Origin of the sequence: Ohtaekwangia sp. (assembly GCF_036786105.1) — a bacterium.
Taxonomy (GTDB): domain Bacteria; phylum Bacteroidota; class Bacteroidia; order Cytophagales; family Cyclobacteriaceae; genus Ohtaekwangia.
Genome location: NZ_DAIQRQ010000034.1, coordinates 1 through 20,993 on the forward strand (window position 1 = coordinate 1; position 20,993 = coordinate 20,993).

General features: G+C 44.0%; 20 protein-coding genes. 14 read left to right on the top strand and 6 right to left on the bottom strand.

Annotated features, from left to right (window positions below):
- From V7Q33_RS14450 to V7Q33_RS14500, 11 genes are all read left to right on the top strand, one after another.
- The coding region (locus tag V7Q33_RS14450; RefSeq protein WP_333820283.1) for a gliding motility-associated C-terminal domain-containing protein at positions 1-2,271 on the top strand (2,271 nt) is incomplete at its 5' end.
- A 6-nt stretch (positions 2,272-2,277) separates the two neighbouring features.
- Entirely contained in the window at positions 2,278-3,216 is a 939-nt protein-coding gene (locus V7Q33_RS14455; RefSeq protein WP_331977414.1) for a PorP/SprF family type IX secretion system membrane protein, read from the top strand.
- Between the two features lie 200 nt (positions 3,217-3,416).
- On the top strand, positions 3,417-4,832 hold the full coding sequence (locus V7Q33_RS14460; RefSeq protein WP_333820284.1) for a sensor histidine kinase: 1,416 nt from the start codon (positions 3,417-3,419) through the stop codon (positions 4,830-4,832).
- Positions 4,833-4,917: 85 nt separating this feature from the next.
- A complete protein-coding gene (locus V7Q33_RS14465) occupies positions 4,918-5,280 on the top strand; it encodes a response regulator (RefSeq protein ID WP_331977410.1) in 363 nt (120 codons plus the stop codon).
- A 41-nt stretch (positions 5,281-5,321) separates the two neighbouring features.
- A complete protein-coding gene (locus V7Q33_RS14470; RefSeq protein ID WP_331977408.1) occupies positions 5,322-5,552 on the top strand; it encodes a hypothetical protein in 231 nt (76 codons plus the stop codon).
- A gap of 347 nt (positions 5,553-5,899) precedes the next feature.
- The gene (locus V7Q33_RS14475) at positions 5,900-6,847 is read left to right on the top strand and encodes an acetyl-CoA carboxylase carboxyltransferase subunit alpha (protein ID WP_331977406.1); all 948 of its coding nucleotides are present in this window, start codon (positions 5,900-5,902) and stop codon (positions 6,845-6,847) included.
- Between the two features lie 122 nt (positions 6,848-6,969).
- Positions 6,970-7,800 (top strand): MBL fold metallo-hydrolase, encoded by an 831-nt coding sequence (locus V7Q33_RS14480; RefSeq protein ID WP_333820285.1) that lies wholly within the window; start codon positions 6,970-6,972, stop codon positions 7,798-7,800.
- 3 nt (positions 7,801-7,803) lie between these two features.
- Entirely contained in the window at positions 7,804-8,574 is a 771-nt protein-coding gene (locus tag V7Q33_RS14485; RefSeq protein WP_333820286.1) for a patatin-like phospholipase family protein, read from the top strand.
- Positions 8,564-10,564: a urocanate hydratase gene (locus V7Q33_RS14490; protein WP_333820305.1), complete on the top strand. Its 2,001-nt coding sequence runs from the start codon at positions 8,564-8,566 to the stop codon at positions 10,562-10,564. The genes V7Q33_RS14485 and V7Q33_RS14490 overlap by 11 nt, the downstream gene beginning before the upstream one ends.
- 65 nt (positions 10,565-10,629) lie before the next feature.
- The gene (locus V7Q33_RS14495; protein ID WP_333820287.1) at positions 10,630-11,235 is read left to right on the top strand and encodes a porin family protein; all 606 of its coding nucleotides are present in this window, start codon (positions 10,630-10,632) and stop codon (positions 11,233-11,235) included.
- Positions 11,236-11,446: 211 nt separating this feature from the next.
- Positions 11,447-12,070 carry a porin family protein gene (locus tag V7Q33_RS14500; RefSeq protein WP_331977398.1) on the top strand — a complete coding sequence of 208 codons (624 nt, stop codon included), beginning with the start codon at positions 11,447-11,449 and terminating at the stop codon, positions 12,068-12,070.
- Between the two features lie 90 nt (positions 12,071-12,160).
- On the opposite strand, the gene tyrS is transcribed toward V7Q33_RS14500, so the two are convergent.
- The 4 genes from tyrS to V7Q33_RS14520 form a co-directional block, all read right to left on the bottom strand.
- Entirely contained in the window at positions 12,161-13,444 is a 1,284-nt protein-coding gene (gene tyrS / locus V7Q33_RS14505; RefSeq protein ID WP_333820288.1) for a tyrosine--tRNA ligase, read from the bottom strand.
- Between the two features lie 113 nt (positions 13,445-13,557).
- Positions 13,558-14,190, bottom strand: a complete 633-nt coding sequence (locus V7Q33_RS14510; RefSeq protein ID WP_331977394.1) for a carbonic anhydrase — start codon at positions 14,188-14,190, stop codon at positions 13,558-13,560.
- A gap of 6 nt (positions 14,191-14,196) precedes the next feature.
- Positions 14,197-15,756, bottom strand: a complete 1,560-nt coding sequence (locus tag V7Q33_RS14515; protein WP_333820289.1) for a SulP family inorganic anion transporter — start codon at positions 15,754-15,756, stop codon at positions 14,197-14,199.
- A gap of 143 nt (positions 15,757-15,899) precedes the next feature.
- Positions 15,900-16,256 (bottom strand): hypothetical protein, encoded by a 357-nt coding sequence (locus tag V7Q33_RS14520; protein ID WP_333820290.1) that lies wholly within the window; start codon positions 16,254-16,256, stop codon positions 15,900-15,902.
- Positions 16,257-16,480: 224 nt separating this feature from the next.
- Between V7Q33_RS14520 and V7Q33_RS14525 the strand changes: the two genes are divergently transcribed.
- The gene (locus tag V7Q33_RS14525; RefSeq protein ID WP_331977388.1) at positions 16,481-16,954 is read left to right on the top strand and encodes a nucleoside triphosphate pyrophosphohydrolase family protein; all 474 of its coding nucleotides are present in this window, start codon (positions 16,481-16,483) and stop codon (positions 16,952-16,954) included.
- Positions 16,955-16,956: 2 nt separating this feature from the next.
- Here V7Q33_RS14525 and V7Q33_RS14530 read toward each other — a convergent pair whose 3' ends face one another.
- Both V7Q33_RS14530 and V7Q33_RS14535 read right to left on the bottom strand, forming a co-directional pair.
- Positions 16,957-17,184, bottom strand: coding sequence for a hypothetical protein (locus V7Q33_RS14530; RefSeq protein WP_331977386.1), 228 nt, complete (start codon positions 17,182-17,184; stop codon positions 16,957-16,959).
- A 16-nt stretch (positions 17,185-17,200) separates the two neighbouring features.
- Complete coding sequence (locus tag V7Q33_RS14535) at positions 17,201-17,449, bottom strand: hypothetical protein (RefSeq protein ID WP_331977384.1); 249 nt, start codon at positions 17,447-17,449, stop codon at positions 17,201-17,203.
- Positions 17,450-17,861: 412 nt separating this feature from the next.
- Between V7Q33_RS14535 and V7Q33_RS14540 the strand changes: the two genes are divergently transcribed.
- Both V7Q33_RS14540 and V7Q33_RS14545 read left to right on the top strand, forming a co-directional pair.
- On the top strand, positions 17,862-18,755 hold the full coding sequence (locus tag V7Q33_RS14540) for a hypothetical protein (protein ID WP_331977382.1): 894 nt from the start codon (positions 17,862-17,864) through the stop codon (positions 18,753-18,755).
- Positions 18,756-18,863: 108 nt separating this feature from the next.
- The gene (locus tag V7Q33_RS14545) at positions 18,864-20,906 is read left to right on the top strand and encodes a carboxy terminal-processing peptidase (RefSeq protein ID WP_331977380.1); all 2,043 of its coding nucleotides are present in this window, start codon (positions 18,864-18,866) and stop codon (positions 20,904-20,906) included.
- Positions 20,907-20,993: the final 87 nt, after the last annotated feature.

Genomic DNA, 20,993 nt, shown 5'->3' on the forward strand with positions numbered 1-20,993 from the left:
GGAGCCGGTAATTATTTTGTAGAAGCTGTGAATACAACTTCCAATTGTAAATCCTCCCTTACACCATTTATAATCAATGATGCTCATGTCAATCCCAATGTGGCTGTGGCCCAAGTGGCTCCGAATATTGCATGCAACACTAATTATACTGGTAAGCTCTCTGCTTCTGTAACGGAAGGAACAACCACCGGTGTAACAGCAGGCTATCAGTTTGATTGGTTCACGGGTATAAATAATACAGCTCCTGCCAACTTCGTCGGATCGGGTCCAGTGATGAGCAATTTGCAGGATGGTGACTATACTGTTCGTGTATCGGATGTTATCACTCCGAACAACGGATGTGCAACGATCAAGACCATTCATCTGAATCGGGAGATACCAGTATTGAACAACTTGATTACAGTATCGCCTCAAACACAATGTCCTCCAACGATCGATGGTTCGATTGTAGTGAATAAAGTAACGCAGGTACTGGCGGGCGTAACAACTACATTTGATATGACCAATCCGGCTGATCTTGCCAACTTCTCATTCCAGTGGTTTGATGCTTCAGCCAATGCAATCACACCAATGTCATCCAATCCGGTATCTCCCAATCTGTTAGCGGGTACATACTATGTGCAGGCTACCAACACACTCGGCTGTACTTCTACATTAACCGTTGGCGTGGTTGAAGATCACACTGCACCTCCGGTAATCACTCTGGATGCCTTTAGCAACCCAACTGTATGTGAGCTTCCTGAAGTAACCGGATCATTGAGCGTAATCGCGGATAATAGTCCTAACCTTAGCAACTACAAGTTTCTGTGGTATTCTGGTCCCACCGCATCAGGAGCACCTGTCGATTCAGATTCTCAGCTGAATGGTATACCGTATACAGCAACCAGTATATATACAGTGCGCGTAACAAATCTTGCTACAAACTGTTTTGCAGATGCTACTTACAAGTTCAAGACTGATACAATTACGGTGCAGACCTTGGCGTCTGCCGTACCGTTGGCAAGCTGCGTAACTGCTGATGGAAGTCTGTTCGCGACTGTATCAAAAGGCGATGGTAATCAATATAATTATGAATGGTATAAAGGAACCGTAGTAGGCACTACACCCGATTTTACTGGTAGTGAAGTATTAACAGCACCGTTGGGTACCTATACGGCTATCGCGAAGCATCCTACGCTGAGCTTCTGTAGTGCATTGCCCGATACAGCCACCGTTACGGATGGCCGAATATATCCGGTAGTAAATATTACAGCCATTGCACCGCTTACGTATTGTGATCCATCCAAACGCAATGGTGCCGCACAGGCAGATGTAGGGGGGAAGATCATCGGGTATATATTTGACTGGTATGAAAAGGCAATTAGCGGAACGCCTTATTTCACCGGACCTCAGGCAACCAACCTGGGTGCTATGACATATTTTGTGCAGGCAACGGATCAGCTTACAGGATGTACCGGCAATAACAGCATTACTATACAAAATGCTCCCATACCTGTACCGCTGCCACAAGTGGTTCTGGTAGCGAACCGAACCGATTGCGTGGAATTGAATGGTGCACTATCGGCTTCCGTCAATGGTAATATAACCGACTATACTTTCAACTGGTATGATGGGACAAGTGTGAAGAAAAATCCTGACGGTGTGGGCGAAGTATACGCTTTCCTGGATGCAGGACAATACGTGGTAACGGCTGTTGAACGCATATCGGGATGTTCTTCTGCTCCCGTACCCGGAACCGTGAACAAGATTTTTGTATATCCTGATTTCATTCTGGCAACAACGCCATCAACCTGTAGTGAAGAGAATGGTACAGTGAAATTGATCCCGCAGAACAGTAGTGATATACAGACGATCGAGTGGGATATTAATGGCGTAACGTTGAATGGTCCGATGCTGGAAGGCTTGCCTGCCGGATTCTTCCAGGTAACAGCATACACTTCATTGCACTGCGACAAGACATTGCCTTTCGAGATCAAACCAGAGATCAATATATATAATGCTGTTTCGAACAACCGCGATGGCATGAACGACTTCTTCGAAATTGGATGTATCGAAAGTTATCCGAACAACCGCGTTCGCATCTATAACCGTGCAGGAACACTGGTATATGAGCAACATGGTTATAACAACCAGGACGCAATCTTCAACGGAGTTTCCAACAAAGGTATAAGTGTACTCGGCAACCATCTGCCAGACGGTACATACTTCTATATTATTGAAAAAGGTGATGGCTCGGAAGCAAAAACAGGATATCTCGAACTGCTGAACTAAATATATATGAAAAAACTTATTGTCTATATCGTGTTGGCTGGGGTAATGTTGGTTCCGTGGCAACTGCACGCCCAGCATAATATAGTATACTCACAGTATATTTTTAATGGACTCCTGATTAACCCGGCGTATGCGGGAAGCCACGTGCAGCTGAGTGCTTCTCTGAGCTATCGTAATCAGTGGATTAACTTTGATGGCGCTCCCGTAACATCTACGCTGGGTGTGCACTCATCGTTCAGGAACGAAAAGGTAGGGCTGGGCCTGCTGGTAACAAACGACAAGATTGGGAGTTACCGTAACACGGGTCTATATGGCAGTTATGCCTATAGAATCAAAGGCCTCAAAGGTGGTGTGTTGTCGCTGGGTGTGCAGGGAGGTTTTAATAATTTTAAAGCAGATTTCACACAATTGAATATGAAGGTGGATGGTGATCCGATCTTCAACGGTTTTTTCAATGAACTCCGGCCTAACTTTGGTGGTGGTATATTTTACTATAACAAAAAAATGTTTGCCGGCTTTTCTGTGCCCACGATATTGAAGCATGCCGATTTTTTTAAAGGTTCGTTTGAACAGCTTGCGATTCCGCGCGTGTATTACCTGCATGCAGGAACGTACTTTACGGTTGATCGCATGGAGAAAGTAAAGATCAGTCCTTCGTTTCTACTGCGTGTACAGGATGGTACACCCCTCAGCGCAGATTTCAATGTGAATGTCATCTTCCAGGATATAATCAGTATCGGAAATTCATATCGTACCGGCGATGCCATCATCACTTTCCTTAGTTTTAAGCTAAGCGAGAAATTTCAATTTGTTTACTCTTACGACTGGACTACTTCTGCCATAGGTGGCTACTCCAAAGGAACCCATGAGTTCATGATCAACTACCGCACGCGCATTCGTAAAGTGCACAAAGATGTTGAGTGTCCGTATTTCTTTACCCACTGATGGGATTGTAGCTTTCGGCTTTTGGTGATGATTATTTTATCAGTCACACGTTATTAGTTACCCGTTAGTGGTTATCATATCTTCCTCATTCCCCATAATTGGGGAATTTAATAATTGACCTATGTTCATCATCTGCCCTTGAAGTACTTTTTTCTAGGCATGTGTTTTTACCTCCCATGTTAATTTGAAACCGGAATTTTATGGAAGTCTTTCACAAGGCGCTACAAGTGGGAATGCTAAAACTAGAGATTTCCATCATTGACCGTTCGAACACGATTCTATACGTATCTCCCGAAGAGTATCAGCAGGTATTATTAAATCCCTATTCGGTTACACTTACTGCTCGCGATGAAGAAGACAAGCGCATCTGGCAGACTCCAGTCATGGATGATCAGGGCAATATAAAATATTACAGTACCATATCATTGGCAATTGAAGATGCACGAAACAAACTGGGAGAGTCCGGTGAAGGCCTTGAATACGATGAGGCTGCTGGAGAGACGCAGCTAAAGATTCTGTTGATTGAAGATGTGCCTGAAGACATCGAGCTCATGTCGATGACGCTTAAAAAAGCCGGGCTTGATTTTCAGATCAAACCGGTAGACACGCAGGAAGAATTTGCCGAAGCACTCACCCAGTATAAAGCAGATATCATTCTTTCCGATCATGCAACGCCTCAATTCAATTCATTGGAAGCATTGTCGATGGCGAGAAAGGTGAATCCTGTAATTCCGTTTATTGTGGTGAGTGGTGGCGTGTCGGAGGTGCAGGCAGGTAACTTTATACGACAGGGAGTGAACGACTATGTTTTGAAATCTGATCTGCATCGATTACCGCTGGCTATTCAGAAAGCCATACGGCATGGCAATAACTCATTAGCAACGCGGGAAGAATTGCTCTCGAAAGTTGAAGAACTTACCAGAACCAACAAGGAGTTAGAGAATATGATCTATGGCGTAGCACACAACCTGCGCTCACCGTTGAACTCTGTACTTGGACTGCTGGATCTTGCCAGGCAAGAGGGTATATCATTGAGTAAAAATCTTGCGCACTACTTTCAGATGATGGAGAGCAGCATCCGAAAACTGGACACCTCCATTAACGATGTGCTGAAACTTGCCAAAAACGCCAGGCATGAGACCGCATTGGAGAAAATTGATTTCAGAAAATTATTGGAAGATACACTCGAGCAAATGAAGTTCATGAAAGGATTTGACAGACTTCGGAAACAGCTTGACGTTACCCAGGCTTGTCTTTTTTATTCAGACAGCTATCGCGTATCAACGGTATTGAATAATCTTCTTTCCAATGCCATCAAATATATGGATAACTCTAAGCCCGATCCGTTTGTACACGTTACTGTTGACATAACACGTGAACAAGCTCTCATTCACATTAAGGATAACGGTATAGGCATCAACAAAACATATCTCTCTAAAATATTCTCCATGTTTTACCGTGCTACCTCGCAGTCGGAGGGAACTGGATTGGGCCTGTACCTGGTAAAAGACACCATTCAAACATTGAAAGGCACGATCGAAATTGAGTCGCACGAAGGCAAAGGCACTTCATTTATGATCTCGCTTCCAAACCAGTGCGATACCATCTGGAGTTGAACCGGTCACGGTTCGTTACACATCGCTTCATTGGTTTTCGCAGAATACTTTTATCTTGCTGCTTCATAATTCAGTCCGACTAATAATGGCTAAGATCTTAGTATGCGATGACGATGAGGCGGTTCTCCAAATCATTCAAATCGCTTTGCGAAACGAAAAAATGGAAACCGTACTGGCAAATGATGGCCGCAAGGCTTTGCAGTATCTGCACGAGAATACTCCATTTGATCTTATTATAACAGACATCCACATGCCGTATCACAACGGTGATGATGTTTTAAAAACCGTTCGCGAAGAGCAAAAGAAAAACACACCAATTATTATGTTGTCGTCAGATGGGGAAGAAGAAGTGATCGCCCTGGCTCTTAAGCTGGGTGTAAATGAGTTCATTACCAAGCCGGTTGATACGGATAAACTCATCAAGAAGATCAGGAAACTTCTTCGCTAGTCAAATCCCTTTATCGTAAATCTTAAACTTCGTACCCACAAATGAAAATGGTAATCCGCCCCATCGGCGAAGGATATGTAAAAGTTACTTTCTATTCGCCCGAAGAATGGCAGGAATTTCTCGAGGTTCAAAAAATGCTGGGCACCAACATCTCCAAACTTGAGGTTACCGATGTAAAAGACATTCGTGAAGCCTTCACAACACGCTGGCGAAATTACACTCAACGCTTCTATAGCGAAACCAGTCCGCATACGTTTATCATTGAAGAGTAAAAAGCTCTCACAGAAATCACAGATATAAACTCCAGATTTCTTCTGTGAAATTCTGTGATTTCTGTGGGATTTTTTTTGAATAGCAAAGGTTGACAACGCAGCGGCTATACAGCAGGTATACCGTTGCCATTAATCCTGTCGGAACTATAGCAGCAACCACATCGGAATTATACCTTGACAATGCATACGGACAACGGGCATCCACACAGTGTAATAGAGGGCTGGAGGATACGTTAAAAATGTAATATTCTGAAATTTTGCAGAAGTTTTTCTTTTCCTGCATTTCTCACCGATTAATTACCGATATTTCACAATACTTCTAACTTTGTGCCCACAAAATCGACTATATGCTATTGGATTTTGAAAAGCCTATTGCGGAGTTGGAATCAAAACTGGAAGACATGAAAGGTTTAGCCAGCGACAGCGATAAGGAAGTACAGGCAGCCGTGAAGGCGCTTGAAAAGAAAATTCTGGATCTCAAGAAAGAAACTTTCGAGAATCTAACAGGATGGCAACGCGTACAGCTTTCCCGCCATCCGGACAGACCGTATACGCTTGACTACATTTACGAAATCACAACTGATTTTATCGAGTTGCACGGTGATCGTACTGTGTCGGATGATAAAGCGATGGTGGGTGGTTTGGGTACCATTGACGGCCAAACGTTTATGCTGATCGGTCAGCAGAAAGGCCGCAATACCAAGCAGCGCCAGTTGCGTAATTTCGGTATGGCGAACCCGGAAGGTTATCGTAAAGCCCTGCGCCTGATGCGAATTGCAGAGAAGTTCAACAAGCCCATTGTAACTTTTATTGATACACCCGGAGCATTTCCAGGGCTTGAAGCTGAAGAACGCGGACAGGGTGAAGCGATCGCGCGAAACCTGAAGGAGATGTTCGGGCTGAAAGTACCGGTGATATGTATCGTGATTGGTGAAGGTGCATCCGGTGGAGCATTGGGTATAGCGATCGGCGATCGCGTGCTGATGTTAGAGAACTCCTGGTATTCAGTAATTTCTCCGGAAAACTGCTCTACCATTCTCTGGCGTTCATGGGATTTCAAGGAACAAGCAGCAGAATTGTTGAAGCTTACTGCTAAAGATATGCATGCATTGAAGCTCGTGGATGGCATCATTAAAGAGCCTCTTGGCGGTGCACACACCGATGTAAAGTGGATGGCCAAAGAGATTAAGCGCGTTATACTTGAAACAACAAAAGAATTACAGGCGCTTTCACCCGAAACACGTATCGATCAGCGCATCGACAAGTTCTGTTCAATGGGTGTAGTAAAAGAGTAACCTGAACCTGAATACATTTTGTGAAGGCTGCCATAAGGCGGCCTTTCTTTTTTATAAAAATCCCGATACCTTAAGCACCGGCTTACACGGTTATACCCATCCCTTGTATAGCGATAGACGAGATGAATTTACATGTAATCAATACCGGCCTCTTCAAGCTCGATGGAGGCGCTATGTTTGGCGTAGTGCCCAAGTCCATCTGGCAGAAGACCAATCCTGCTGACGAGAATAATTTATGTACGTGGGCTATGCGTTGCCTGCTCATAGAAGATGGTAACAAGCTCACGCTCATCGACAACGGCATCGGTAATAAACAGGATGCTAAATTTTTCAGTCATTATTACCTGCATGGAGATGATAACCTCATCAGGTCATTGAATAAAAAAGGGTTTGCAGAACCAGATATCACCGATATGTTTCTCACGCACCTGCACTTTGATCATTGTGGTGGTGGCGTTCGGTATGAAAATTCAAAACTGGAAATGACTTTCAGGAACGCCAGGTATTGGTCTAATGCAGATCATTGGCAATGGGCCACCAGGCCTAATCCCCGTGAGAAAGCTTCCTTCATCAAAGAAAATATTTTGCCGATGGAGCAAAGCGGTCAACTGCATTTTGTAGAAGGATCATCTTCTCCTGCCGGAGATATATACTATGTTTCCGGGCATACGGATAAAATGATGATACCCAGGATCCGCTATAAGAATTATACCCTATGTTATATGGCTGATCTTTTGCCATCTGTAGGTCATATACCCTTACCCTATGTGATGGGATACGACACCCGGCCTCTCTTGACGCTGGAAGAAAAAGAGAAATTTCTGAACGAAGCTGCCGATAACGGATATATACTTTTTCTGGAGCACGATCCGCTCAACGAATGCTGCACCGTAAAGCATACTGAAAAAGGTGTAAGACTCGATCGAACATTTCCTTTGGCAGAAATATTATAAATTATGAAGATTGGTATTGTACTCTCCGGCGGTGGAGCACGAGGTATATCGCACATAGGCGTACTCAAGGCTCTTGAAGAATTTGGTGTGCAGGCAAGTTGCGTGGCAGGCACCAGTGCGGGTTCTATTATAGGCTCACTGTATGCCTATGGCTATAAACCGGAAAAAATATTGGAGATTGTACTCTCTACAAGCTTGTTCAGGTCGATGCGCCCCGCCTGGGCGTGGACGGGGCTCTTTAGCCTGGAAGGATTACGCGAAGTATTGCTGCGCTATATACCGGAGAATACATACGAGTCGCTCAAGTTACCGATGACGATTGCCGCGACTGATATCCGAAAGGGAAAGGGAGTTTATTTTACTAAGGGAGAACTTATACCTACCATACTGGCATCCTGTTGTGTGCCTGCCGTTTTTAACCCCATACATTTTCAGGATTGTACATTTGTAGATGGTGGAATCGTTGATAACCTGCCCGCAGCGTCCATCCGCGATAAGTGCGATTTTCTGATTGGCTCTCACTGCAATTATATAGCGGAAGATGCAGATGTAAAGAATTTTCGCAATGTGATCGAGCGCAGCTTGCTCATCGCGATCAATGGTAATACAATTATGAGCAAAGGCCTGTGCGATGTTCTGATTGAGCCGCCTGATGTAGGCAAAGTAAGCGGCTTCGATCTGAACAAGGCAAAAGACCTGTTTGATATCGGCTACAAATTTACCAAGACACATTTTAAACCGGAAGATTTTCGCGTACATGGCACTGAGTTTTAAAGAACAAATACTGCAAGGTATACCGGATGAATTGCCGGAAGCTAAAGTATATGACGATTCGGTAAACCATGCACCGAAGCGAAAAGATATACTCAGTGCAGAAGAAAAGAAATTGGCGGTACGGAATGCACTGCGTTATTTTCATCCAAAACATCATGCAGTACTGGCTCCTGAGTTTTACGAGGAATTGATCAGGTTCGGCAGAATATACATGTATAGATTCCGTCCGGACTATGCCATGTATGCAAGACCTTTACAGGAATATCCTTACAAGTCGCAGCAGGCGGGAGCAATCATGCTTATGATTCAGAACAACCTCGATCCTGCTGTAGCGCAGCATCCGCATGAGCTGATTACGTATGGCGGCAACGGTGCCGTATTTCAGAACTGGGCGCAGTATCTGCTCACCATGAAGTACCTCGCAGAAGTTACGGATGAACAAACCCTGCACATGTACTCCGGGCATCCCATGGGTATATTTCCATCTTCTCCGGAAGCACCGCGATGTGTAGTCACCAATGGTATGATGATTCCCAACTACTCCCAACAAGACGATTGGGAACGGTACAATGCCTTAGGCGTTACCCAATACGGCCAGATGACGGCAGGCTCGTATATGTATATCGGTCCGCAAGGAATTGTGCATGGCACTACCATCACCATCCTCAATGCCGGTCGCATGATCAGCAAAGCAGGAGAGGGGCTCGCCGGGAAAGTGTTTGTAACATCAGGGCTTGGCGGCATGAGTGGCGCACAACCCAAAGCCGGAAATATAGCAGGATGTATAACGGTGGTGGCGGAAGTAAATCTGAAGGCTACACAGAAGAGGCACGAGCAAGGCTGGGTAGATGAAGTAGTAACCGATCTTGATGTATTAGTAAGGCGTGTACGCGAAGCAAAGGCCAAGAAGGAAGTCGTTTCGCTGGCATACCAGGGAAATGTAGTGAATGTTTGGGAAAAGTTCGATGCAGAAGATGTTTATATCGACCTGGGATCAGATCAAACATCATTGCATAACCCGTGGGCTGGAGGCTATTATCCGGTGGGACTTACACTGGAAGAAGCCAACCGGATGATGTCGGCTGATCCTGCTTCGTTTAAAACAAACGTACAGGCATCGCTGCAGCGGCATGCAACAGCGATCAATAAACATACGGCACGCGGCACTTACTTCTTCGACTATGGTAATGCATTTCTACTTGAGGCGTCACGTGCAGGTGCAGATGTGTGGGCAAAGGATGGAATAAACTTTCGATACCCTTCGTATGTACAAGACATCATGGGGCCTTTATGCTTTGATTATGGCTTTGGTCCGTTCCGTTGGGTGTGCACTTCCGGCAATGACAGCGATCTGGAATATACTGACCAGCTTGCGAAAGATGTATTGGAAGATATATTGAAAAATGCACCGCATGACATTCACCCTCAACTTCGCGACAATGTACAGTGGATTGTTCAGGCTCGTCAGAATAAACTGGTGGTGGGCTCGAAAGCACGTATACTCTATGCCGATGCCGAAGGCAGAATGCGTATAGCCCAGGCGTTCAACGAAGCTATCCGTTCGGGAAAGATCGGCCCGGTAGTATTGGGGCGCGACCACCATGATGTATCCGGAACAGACAGTCCTTATCGGGAAACTTCCAATATATACGATGGCTCCCGGTTTACAGCCGATATGGCCGTACATAATGTCATTGGTGATTCATTCCGTGGCGCGACCTGGGTTTCTATTCACAACGGTGGTGGTGTAGGTTGGGGTGAAGTAATCAACGGAGGCTTCGGTTTATTACTGGATGGCAGTGCAGAGGCCGATCGTAAATTGAAGAACATGCTATATTTCGATGTTACCAATGGTATAGCACGAAGAGCATGGGCACGTAATGATCATGCTATAGCTACCATACAACGAGCAGTAAAAAATCAAGCCAACCTTCAGATAACGCTACCTAACGAAGTTAATGGCAGTTTATTAGATAACCTTGTACCTTAACCGCTGTATATTTTCTCCGTTTGATTGTTTGTTTAACATTTGCGCAACTAACAATCAAACGTCTTATGAAAAAGTTAATCACAGTTCTTTTGTCCTTCGGTGCATTTATGTCAACCGTGTATGCACAAACATCGCAGGGTAGTCTCATGTTCGGAGGTGGTATAGGCTATACATCACAACGTCAGGAGACTTCAGGAGAAGATCGTAAATACTCTCAGGTTGAATTTTCTCCAAGCGTAGGGTATTTTGTTATCGATAATCTTTCTGTTGGTCTCGATCTTTCTTTGTCATCCTCTAAAACAGATGATGGCTTTGGCGGTGATGATAAAGTGAAAACTTTCCTGGCAGGGCCTTTTGTTCGTTACTATAAATTTACCAACAACGATAAATTTGCTTTCTTCGGACAGGCTGGCTTTCAGTTTGGTACTACGAAAACAGAACCCGATGGAGCTAATGAAACGAAGTCCGGTACATTCAATTTCTACATCTCTCCCGGCTTCTCATATTTCTTCAACGAGCACTGGGCTATGGACCTGCAATTGCAGGGTATTGAGTATACCTCTTACGATCCGAACAAAGACGCAAAAAACGACAAGAGAAGCACCTTTACGTTTGGGGTAAATTCACTGAACCCGACACTGGCTGTGCGTTTCTTTCTTGGAAGTAACTAATGTTAATCGTTAACCGTTATCAGCTAATCGTATGCATGTGCAAGTGGGGTGTACTAATAACGCTTAACGTGTAACGAATAACGCCTAAAAACCTCTGCCAGCAGCCAGAGGTTTTTTAGTGCACAGGCATTATCTTTGCTCCTGTTATGAGATATACTATGGTATAATTTTTATTGTAGTATAGACAAGTTCTAAACAAAATTCAGAAACAATGAAAAACAATCGACCAAAGTTTTTAATGATTGCAGTGCTCACGCTTATCAGTGTAGGAGCATTTGCGCAGGCACAGCTTGCTATCGGTATTAAGGCGGGGCCTAATTTCGCCAATCTCAATACAAGCGAAAGTGTTGGCACCAACTATAAGAACAGAACTGGTTTTCATGCAGGTGCGTTCGCATTAATTAAGTTTTCAAAGATTGGTATACAGCCAGAAGTGTTGTTCTCTCAACAAGGCTCAACATTCAAATATAGCGGCAGCCCTGATTTGAAGGCAAATTTCAGCTACGTGAATGTGCCAATTCTGGTGAAACTATATACTATTGCAGGCATTAATATTCATGCCGGTCCTCAGTTTGGATTCCTTACTTCAGCGAAAGCGGAAGACTACGATTCAACAACCGGAAAAGTTACCGAACAGAGCATCAAGAATGATATAAAGAAATCAGATGTAAGCCTGGCGCTTGGTCTTGGATGGGATCTTCCTTTTGGATTGACCATTGATGGTCGATACAATTTAGGATTGTCAGACATTAACTCAGGTGCGTCAACATCAACGATCAAGAATCAGGTATGGCAATTCTCTATTGGCTATAAACTGATCAAGCTTGGTAAATAATTTTATTGTCAGCTTATAATTAATAAAGCTGCTCAGAAATGGGCAGCTTTATTTTTATGATTTCTTGCAAGTAAGCAAGTGAACCAGCGATCAGTCTACCTTTATGAGGTAATAATTCTTTTTCCCTTTCTGTGCCAGTAAGTATTTACCCTGCAACAGTTCGAACGAAGCTTTTTGATTTGGATCAGCAAGCTTTATTTTATTTATACTCACACCGCCGGCCTGTATCATTTTACGCGCTTCGCCTTTTGAAGGAAATACAAGATTGCCCGTGGTAACAGAAAGCAGATCGGTTACACTGGCACATTCATCAAGCAAACTACGGCTGATCGTAGTCTGCGGTACACCGTCAAATAATGCCAGCAGCGTATCTTCATCTAACCCTTGCAGATCTTCGGTTGTAGAGTTACCAAAGAGTATATTTGAAGCTTTCACAGCTTTCTCATATTCTTCTGCTGAGTGAACGGTAATCGTGATGTCTTGGGCTAATGCCTGCTGAAGTTTGCGCAGGTGCGGTGTAGCAGTGTGCTCAGCGATGAGCGCATCAATTTCCTCTTTTGTTTTCAGCGTAAAGATGCGAATGAAGTTGGTTGCATCTTCATCCGATACATTCAACCAATATTGGTAGAACTTATAGGGTGATGTCTTTTTAGGGTCAAGCCATACGTTGCCTCCTTCGGTTTTACCGAACTTGGTGCCGTCTGCTTTTGTAATCAACTTGGTTGTCAAGGCAAAGGCATCTCCATCCGATTTTCTTCGGATCAGCTCTGTGCCGGTAACTATATTTCCCCACTGATCAGAACCACCCATCTGCAGTTTGCAGTGCCTGTTTTCATATAGCCAATAAAAGTCGTAGCCCTGCACAAGCTGGTATGTAAATTCAGTAAACGACAATCCGGTTTCCAGACGCTTCTGTACAGAATCTTTCGCCATCATATAATTTACAGTAATGTGTTTGCCTACGTCACGAATAAAATCGAGGAAACGAAACTCTTTGAACCAATCGTAGTTGTTCACCATCTCGGCACCGTTCAATCCGCTAAAATCCAGGAACTTCTCTAACTGCTGGTGTACACAGGTTACGTTGTGCCGCAGTACATCTTCAGAGAGAAGATTACGTTCGGCAGATTTGCCGGAAGGATCACCCACCATGCCGGTGGCACCGCCTACAAGCGCTACAGGTTTATGACCGCAACGCTGAAAATGCACCAGCGTCATAATCTGCACCAGGTGACCAATGTGCAGGGAATCTGCCGTAGGATCAAACCCTATGTATCCGGCTGTAACTTCTTTATTCAGTTGTTCTTCTGTGCCCGGCATTACATCGTGTACCATGCCGCGCCAACGCAGTTCTTCTACAAAATTCTTTTTCATTTTTCTACAGTGGCGCAAATATGGCAAGCCGGCTCGGGGTTTCAAAGTTCAGGGCACAATGTTCGGCTGAACAAGTGCCCTGAACGTCAAAATATTAGGCGCCCAAGCGCTTACTACTCAATGATGTATTGATAGATCGGATCGAGCTTGGTGGTATAATCAAGTTTGCAAACCTCGTCCAGCAGACCGTTTTCGATGTGATACACCCATCCCAGAATATTCGGGCGATGTTCTTCTTTCCAGGCACGCTGCACAATGGAGGTCTTGGCCAGGTTGTTACACTGCTCAATTACATTCAACTCGGTAAGGCGATCTGCTCGCTCATCCAAGTTCTCGATCTTCTCCAGCTCTTCGCGATGAAATCGATACGTATCCTTGATATTACGAAGCCACTTATTCAGCAGCCCGTATTCATTATTCGTCATCGCGGCACGCACACCGCCACATCCATAGTGGCCGCATACAATGATGTTCTTTACCTTCAACACCTGTACGGCATATTGCAATACACTAAGCAGGTTCAGGTCGGTGTGCACCACCAGGTTGGCAATATTACGATGTACGAAGATTTCTCCCGGCTCGGTGCCGGTTACTTCGTTGGCCGGTACACGACTATCGGAGCAGCCTATCCAGAGAAACTCCGGTGTCTGTACAAACTGATGCCGTTTAAAATATTCCTGATCATGTTTTATGCGCTCTTGCGCCCAGGCTTTGTTCTGAAGAATTAATTTTTTGTATGATTCCATGAGATATTAGTTTGACTTTCTGAAAAATTCACTGGCGGATGAAAAGCTCTTTTTTAATTCTACCTGGATGTTCCGGCTTGGAGCATTCAGAATAAAATCCTGGATCGTTTCAATGATGTCAGCATCAATGAACTGCGAACCTCCGCCATCGATAATAAGGTTCGAGCCTTCGGGAATACGCTCGAAGGTTTGTCGTAGGATAGATTTATTTAAGAACGAAACACTATAATTTAAGCGAAGCAGGTAATTGTCACCATGCTTTACAATAGAAATGGCTTCGTAAAAATTACTTTTCAGCACGAAGAACACACCCACAACGATACCGATAAATATACCTACCAGCAGATTGGTAATGAGAATGGCAATGATCGTAACGATGAAGGGTATAAATTGCTCCCAGCCCTTACGAAACATCTCGCGATAAAGCGAAGGTTTGGTAAGTTTATATCCCGTCATCAATAATATACCAGCCAGTGCAGCCAAAGGAATCATGTTCAGCACAGTCGGTATAAACACCACGGCTGTTAACAACATGAGGCCGTGCAATATAGTTGACAACTTGGTGCGCGCCCCGGAGTTGATGTTGGCGGATGAACGTACAATCACTGCGGTAATGGGCAACCCGCCGATAAGACCGGAAACAAAATTACCGATACCTTGCGCACGAAGCTCCCGGTTAAGTGGTGTAATGCGCTTGAACTCGTCTAACTTGTCGCAAGCCTCTATACTCAGCAGACTCTCCAGACTTGCCACCAGTGCCAGGGTAATGGCCGTAATATATATCTTCGGATTTCCGATCTGACTAAAGTCGGGGGCGGAGAAGAGCGATAAAAAATCATCAAAGTTTTTTGATATCGGCAGCGTTACCATGTGCTCAGGTTGTATTGCGAAGATGGTTCCGGACGATTGAAAGATTATATTTAAAATAATCCCTGTAAGTACAGCTACCAGCGGCCCCGGTATATATTGAAATATCTTGTGCTTTTTCAATACCGGGTTATCCCACAGAATCAGAATACCAATTGTTACCAAACAAACTACAATGGCTCCCGGAGAAAGATAATTGACCGCTGAAAGAATCTCGCTGAATGTATTCTCGCCATCCGGTTGAAAAAAAGCTTCATCACCTTCATAGTCCTTATCATACCCCAGAGCATGCGGAATCTGTTTCAGGATAAGGATCAACCCGATAGCGGAGAGCATGCCTTTGATTACACTTGACGGAAAGAAATGGCCAATGGATCCGGCACGCAACAGCCCGAGTATAAATTGAAGTATACCGGCAATAACAACGGCCAGTAAAAATGTCTGGTAAGCACCGAGATCGTGTATAGCCTGAATAACGATGGCGGTAAGACCGGCGGCAGGGCCGCTCACACTTAAATTGGAACCACTCAGTGAGCCGATAACGATGCCTCCAACAATACCAGCGATAATACCGGAAAGGAGTGGTGCTCCGGAAGCAAGGGCAATACCGAGGCATAGCGGCAGTGCCACCAGGAATACAACTACACTGGCTGGTATATCATATTTAAAATTCCCAAAAGGGTTTGAAACATTTTGCATGTGTATAGAAATAATAGGATGATAAAAACATATACCGCGTTACGCTTTCAGCGAACAATGGCAGGCGTACTCACGCAATCGCATGATGGCGTGAAACACTTTCGTTCTTCGGTATTAAAAAAGTAAAAGGAGATGTAGAGATGTCAGACCTCGGGAGGTGGGATGACAATTTCTGAGCTGCGTGTCAGTAAACGATCCGCAGCATGGAGGTAATAATTTCTATCCAGTGTAATACTCTCGAATATATCAGAATATTGATGTATGAAAGGAATTTCTATTTCGGAGAACAGTGAAGCTTCCTCTTCGGAAGAACCTGCTATATCTTTCTCTTCTTCATTGGCAGAGCCTGCTACAAGCTTTGCTATATTTTCTACCATATCGCGGTCCTCCAACAGGCGAAGTGCTTCCACTTCCGCCAGAAAGAGGTTCATGTTGAAGAAGATGATCACTGTGAACAGCGTCATCAGCCTCTTCGCCAATAGGGTAATGAATTTCTTCATATAGCTCACAAAAATACGCTTTTTTATCAGAATAGGTTTCACCGAATGGTGAAATTAGCGCAGGATTAAAAAATGATAATTTTCTTTTTCCCTTATTTGCGTGCGAAAGTCTGTGATCAGACACAACATTAGATAGCGTTAGTATAACATCTGACAGAATCTAATACATTTATAATTTTAAGGCGGATGCCATTTAACTAGTAAGTATTTTATACCTGTACACTATGAAACAACCTGATGCACTCAATCTAGTCGCTGAATTTCACACTACATTCAAACATCCCATACTGCCAGCACCGGCTATACCGGGCGAAGATCGTTGTAAACTTCGTGTGGCGTTAATTGCTGAGGAACTAAAGGAACTCGAAGTTGCTATTCTTGAAAAGGATATCGTAAGTGTTGCCGATGCGTTGTGCGACATTCAATATGTACTTTCGGGTGCGATTCTGGAATTTGGATTGGGCGAAAAGTTTAAAGCACTTTTTGAAGAAGTGCAGCGCTCGAACATGAGCAAGGCCTGCAAGACTGAAGAAGAAGCGAAGGCCACTGTTGACCATTATCTGAAGAAAGACGGTACCGAATGTTACTACACGCAGGAAGATGGTAAATGGCTGGTATACCGAAAATCGGATAATAAGACGATCAAGTCCATTGCGTATAGCCCTGCCGATCTGGAGGCTGTGCTGAATAAAGCCTAGTGCTATATGTAAAACTCAAATTGAAATACCGAATCCTGGCCGTGCAGTTGTAAGGGATTAATTGCCAGGATTTGGGCTTCGTTGTAGGCTTTTATAAACTCCGTTCTGCTGATGCGAAGCTTGCTTTGCCCCGGTTTCACACGGTGATATTGCATCCTTCCGGAGGCATTGGCGGTAGCAGTATAGATAAAGCTAAACTGCAGTGGAATAGGAGAGGGGATGTAGCGCATACCTTGGCTGCCGTCATCAGCTATAGCTGTTTCTGAATTCCAGTTCTATAATCGCATTCTGCTGTGCATTGTATTGTGCCAGAAGCGAATACGCCCATTGCGGCACATAATTGCTGTGTGCCTCCAAGGCATCAATCTTCATACACAATTCCCGTACGTAGAACCTGATCTGTTCCAGGTTTCTGCAAGCTGAGGGCTTCTCGAAATTCCGGGTTGTGAATATCTTCAACTCCATCTCAATCTTTTTGCGCTCGTAATCAGTCATAAACATTGTGCATTTCTACACAATATTAATCAAATTACATCAAAATAAATGCATTTATGTGTGCATAATTACACAATAATTTTAGGCATAAAAAAGCCTGCTTAAAATCATCGGTCTTACATTGCCAGTGAAGTAATAGTATTATAATTACCTGATTAAAAGGTAAATAAGAGATTATGTTGAAGTAATTGCAGCGTCTTAATCCAGCGAATTTTTGGTTACCCAGTAACGATAGCCAATCAAAACCTGATCAAATTTACTCAGCCGGTTCAAGTCTTTGCGACTGTAACGAGCATAATCCATTTGTTTATTCCGGCCAAAACTTTAAAGAATGATTTTATGAACATGCGTAATATGTTTATTTCCTAAATCGTTTTAATCCTTATATTTAAAAGTACTAACCGTAATCTGAATGCAAACAACACAAAGTCCCTTTCTCGATATATGGAACCTGAGTATGATCGTTGGTGCCATTGGCATGACCGCTGCCGGAATCTTTATTTACCTGTTACACAAGCTCAGACTTTCCGCCATCAAAGATTACAAGGCTAAATATGATTTCATCAATGAAAAGGAAATTAAAAACTATAAGAAAGTATTTATCTGCTTTGCTATAGCTTCCCTGTTGCTCATTAACTTATACAGCGCGGGTAAGCTGCGCACCGTAGAGGTTTGGTTCTTTGTGCGGTTGTTTATGTCCATCGCCGGTGGTACGTTAGTGGCGTATGTTGCTGCACTTATTCTTGATTATTACTATCCAACCGTGTTAAACCGTAAGCTTAAGAAGTGGCGCTATATGCCGCGCGTAAGCAAAGCCGGTAATAAAATGCGCCTCTTAAGCGAAGAGGAAGAAGACGTGCATCTTGAAGAAGGTATGCAGGCAGAAGAAAATGTTTTTTCGATCGATTATGATGTATGGATTGATGAAAAATCCGGTGAAGTGAAGATCGACAAATATCCCGGCCACCTGCAGGCACTAAAATGCAACAGCTGCGGTTTTTATACGATGCGCGTTGTAAAAGAAGAAATTACGCGCCACCCCAGTAAAGATGCACCGGGCGAACTGATCAAAAATTTTCAATGCTCGTATTGTAAATCGGTACGTGCAACGGCGTATAACATTTCCACAAAAGAAGCTGATGATTATCGCAGCCAGGGTATGCATAGCTTTAAACGCAACAAAAACGTTGATATGGTGCGTGTTGAAATACATTCAAGCGCCACCGGAAAAAAGTTTTTTGAATTTCAGAATCTTGAACAGGCTCAGAAATTCCTCGATGAATACGACTCTGAAAAGAGCAATTAGGAGTGAAAATGATCTGAATTCAATTTTTTTACGTTAAGGGCTTTAAGGCACGTGATTTGCCGCAACAATACACAGGATTAAATATTTTAAGGGATGATGAATACAGGGATGAAGAATAGAATTTTTTCGGGGATAATAAGTGCGGTGCTGTTGGTACCGGGCATTCTCCTCGCAGGCAATCCGGTGGATACTACACGGTTGAAACCCAAGCCGGTGTTCGGTAAAGAAGCCAAAGTAGTAACCTATATATTAGACAATAACCACTATAGAAAGCTTACATTAAATGATTCGCTTTCTTCTGCTATACTGGATAGCTATATCAAGAACCTGGATAACAACAAGACCTATTTTACGAGTGCCGATCTGGCAAGTTTTGAAAAGTATAGATGGAGCATTGACGACTTAACGCGTGCGGAGAATGTAAATGCAGCATTCGATATATATGCAGTATTTCGCGGTCGTTTTACAGCACGTATGGATTATGTTATGAACAACCTGATCCATCAACAATTTGATTACACTACGGATGAATATTATGAAACCGATCGCGATAAAGAACCTTGGTGTAAAAATGACCAGGAGTTAAACGATGTCTGGAGAAAAATTATCAAGAGTCAGGCACTGAGCCTGAAGCTGGCCGGTAAAGGACAGCCTGAAATTGAGAAGACGCTGACTGAGCGGTATGAACGCTTTCGCAAATCGATCCTGCAATTTAACAGCGATGATGTGTTCAGTCTCTACATGAACAGCATCACCGAGTCATACGATCCGCATACCAATTACTTGTCGCCCAAGGCAGCGGATATATTCAAGCAGAATATGAGCTTGTCGCTGGAAGGAATAGGAGCCAGACTTCAAACCGAGAACGACTATACAAAAGTTGCCGAAGTAATTATAGGCGGCCCTGCCGACAAGAGCGGTCTTGTGCACATGAACGATCGTATCATTGGTGTGGCACAAGGAGAGAAGGGAGATTTTGTAGATGTGATCGGCTGGCGCATCGATGATGTGGTAAAGCTCATCAAAGGCCCGAAAGGTACAACGGTACGCCTGCAGATTCTGCCTGCCGAAACCGGCGTGAACGGTCCCTCCAAAACCATTCAGCTGGTACGTGACAAGATCAAACTCGAAGATCAGAAAGCCAAGAAGAATGTGATTCACTACGAGAAAGATGGCAAGAGCATGACCCTCGGTGTAATTACATTGCCGAGCTTCTATATGGATTTTGAAGCCTACCAGAAAGGCGATCCTAACTATACCAGCACATCGCGCGATGTAAGACGTCTGATCAAAGAATTACAGGATGAAAAAGTAGATGGTATAGCGCTCGACCTTCGTAATAACGGTGGCGGATCGCTTACAGAAGCCATTGAGCTTACAGGCCTTTTCATTAAGGACGGCCCCGTAGTGCAAGTGAAAAATTCACTCAATCGTATTGATGTGCAGGCCGATGATAATCCATCGATCACCTACAACGGTCCATTGGTAGTTCTTACCAATCGTTTCAGTGCATCGGCATCAGAGATTTTTGCGGGCGCTATACAAGATTATCACCGCGGTGTGGTGGTAGGAGAATCAACCTTTGGTAAAGGAACGGTGCAGACGGTTATTGACCTGAAACGCTTTATCAACGATCCTGATAATGAAGTAGGAGAGCTCAAGCTCACGTTCCAGAAATTTTATCGGGTTACGGGAAGCAGTACACAAAACAAAGGTGTAATTCCGGATGTGAAACTCCCTACAGCACTTGATCCGCAGCAATTCGGTGAAAGCGCCAATCCAAGTGCATTGCCTTGGGATGAAATTCGCGGCACATTGTTCCAGAAAACACCGGTGATCAACGATCGCGTTATTGCCAACCTGAACAAGTCATACCAGGAACGTCTCAAATCAGACAAGACACTGGCGCAATTTGTAAATGATACGGAAGATATTCGTCAGAGCTACAAAGAGACGCGCGTATCGCTGAATGAAACCGTGCGCAAAAAAGAAATGGCTGAAGCTGAGAAGAAAAAAGCAGCGCATACCAATCTCAACACGCGCTTACCCAATAAAGAATTGCCTACGTCTGATCTGAACGAACTGGAAGACGAATACCTGCGCGAAGGATTGTTCGTGCTGGGCGATCTGATCACTTCCAAAATCGGCTAATCATTTGTATTACAGACTACATGAAGTTATTCTCTCACGAAAGTTGAGATTGTAACTTCATGTGCATTACTTGCATACCGATTTCCC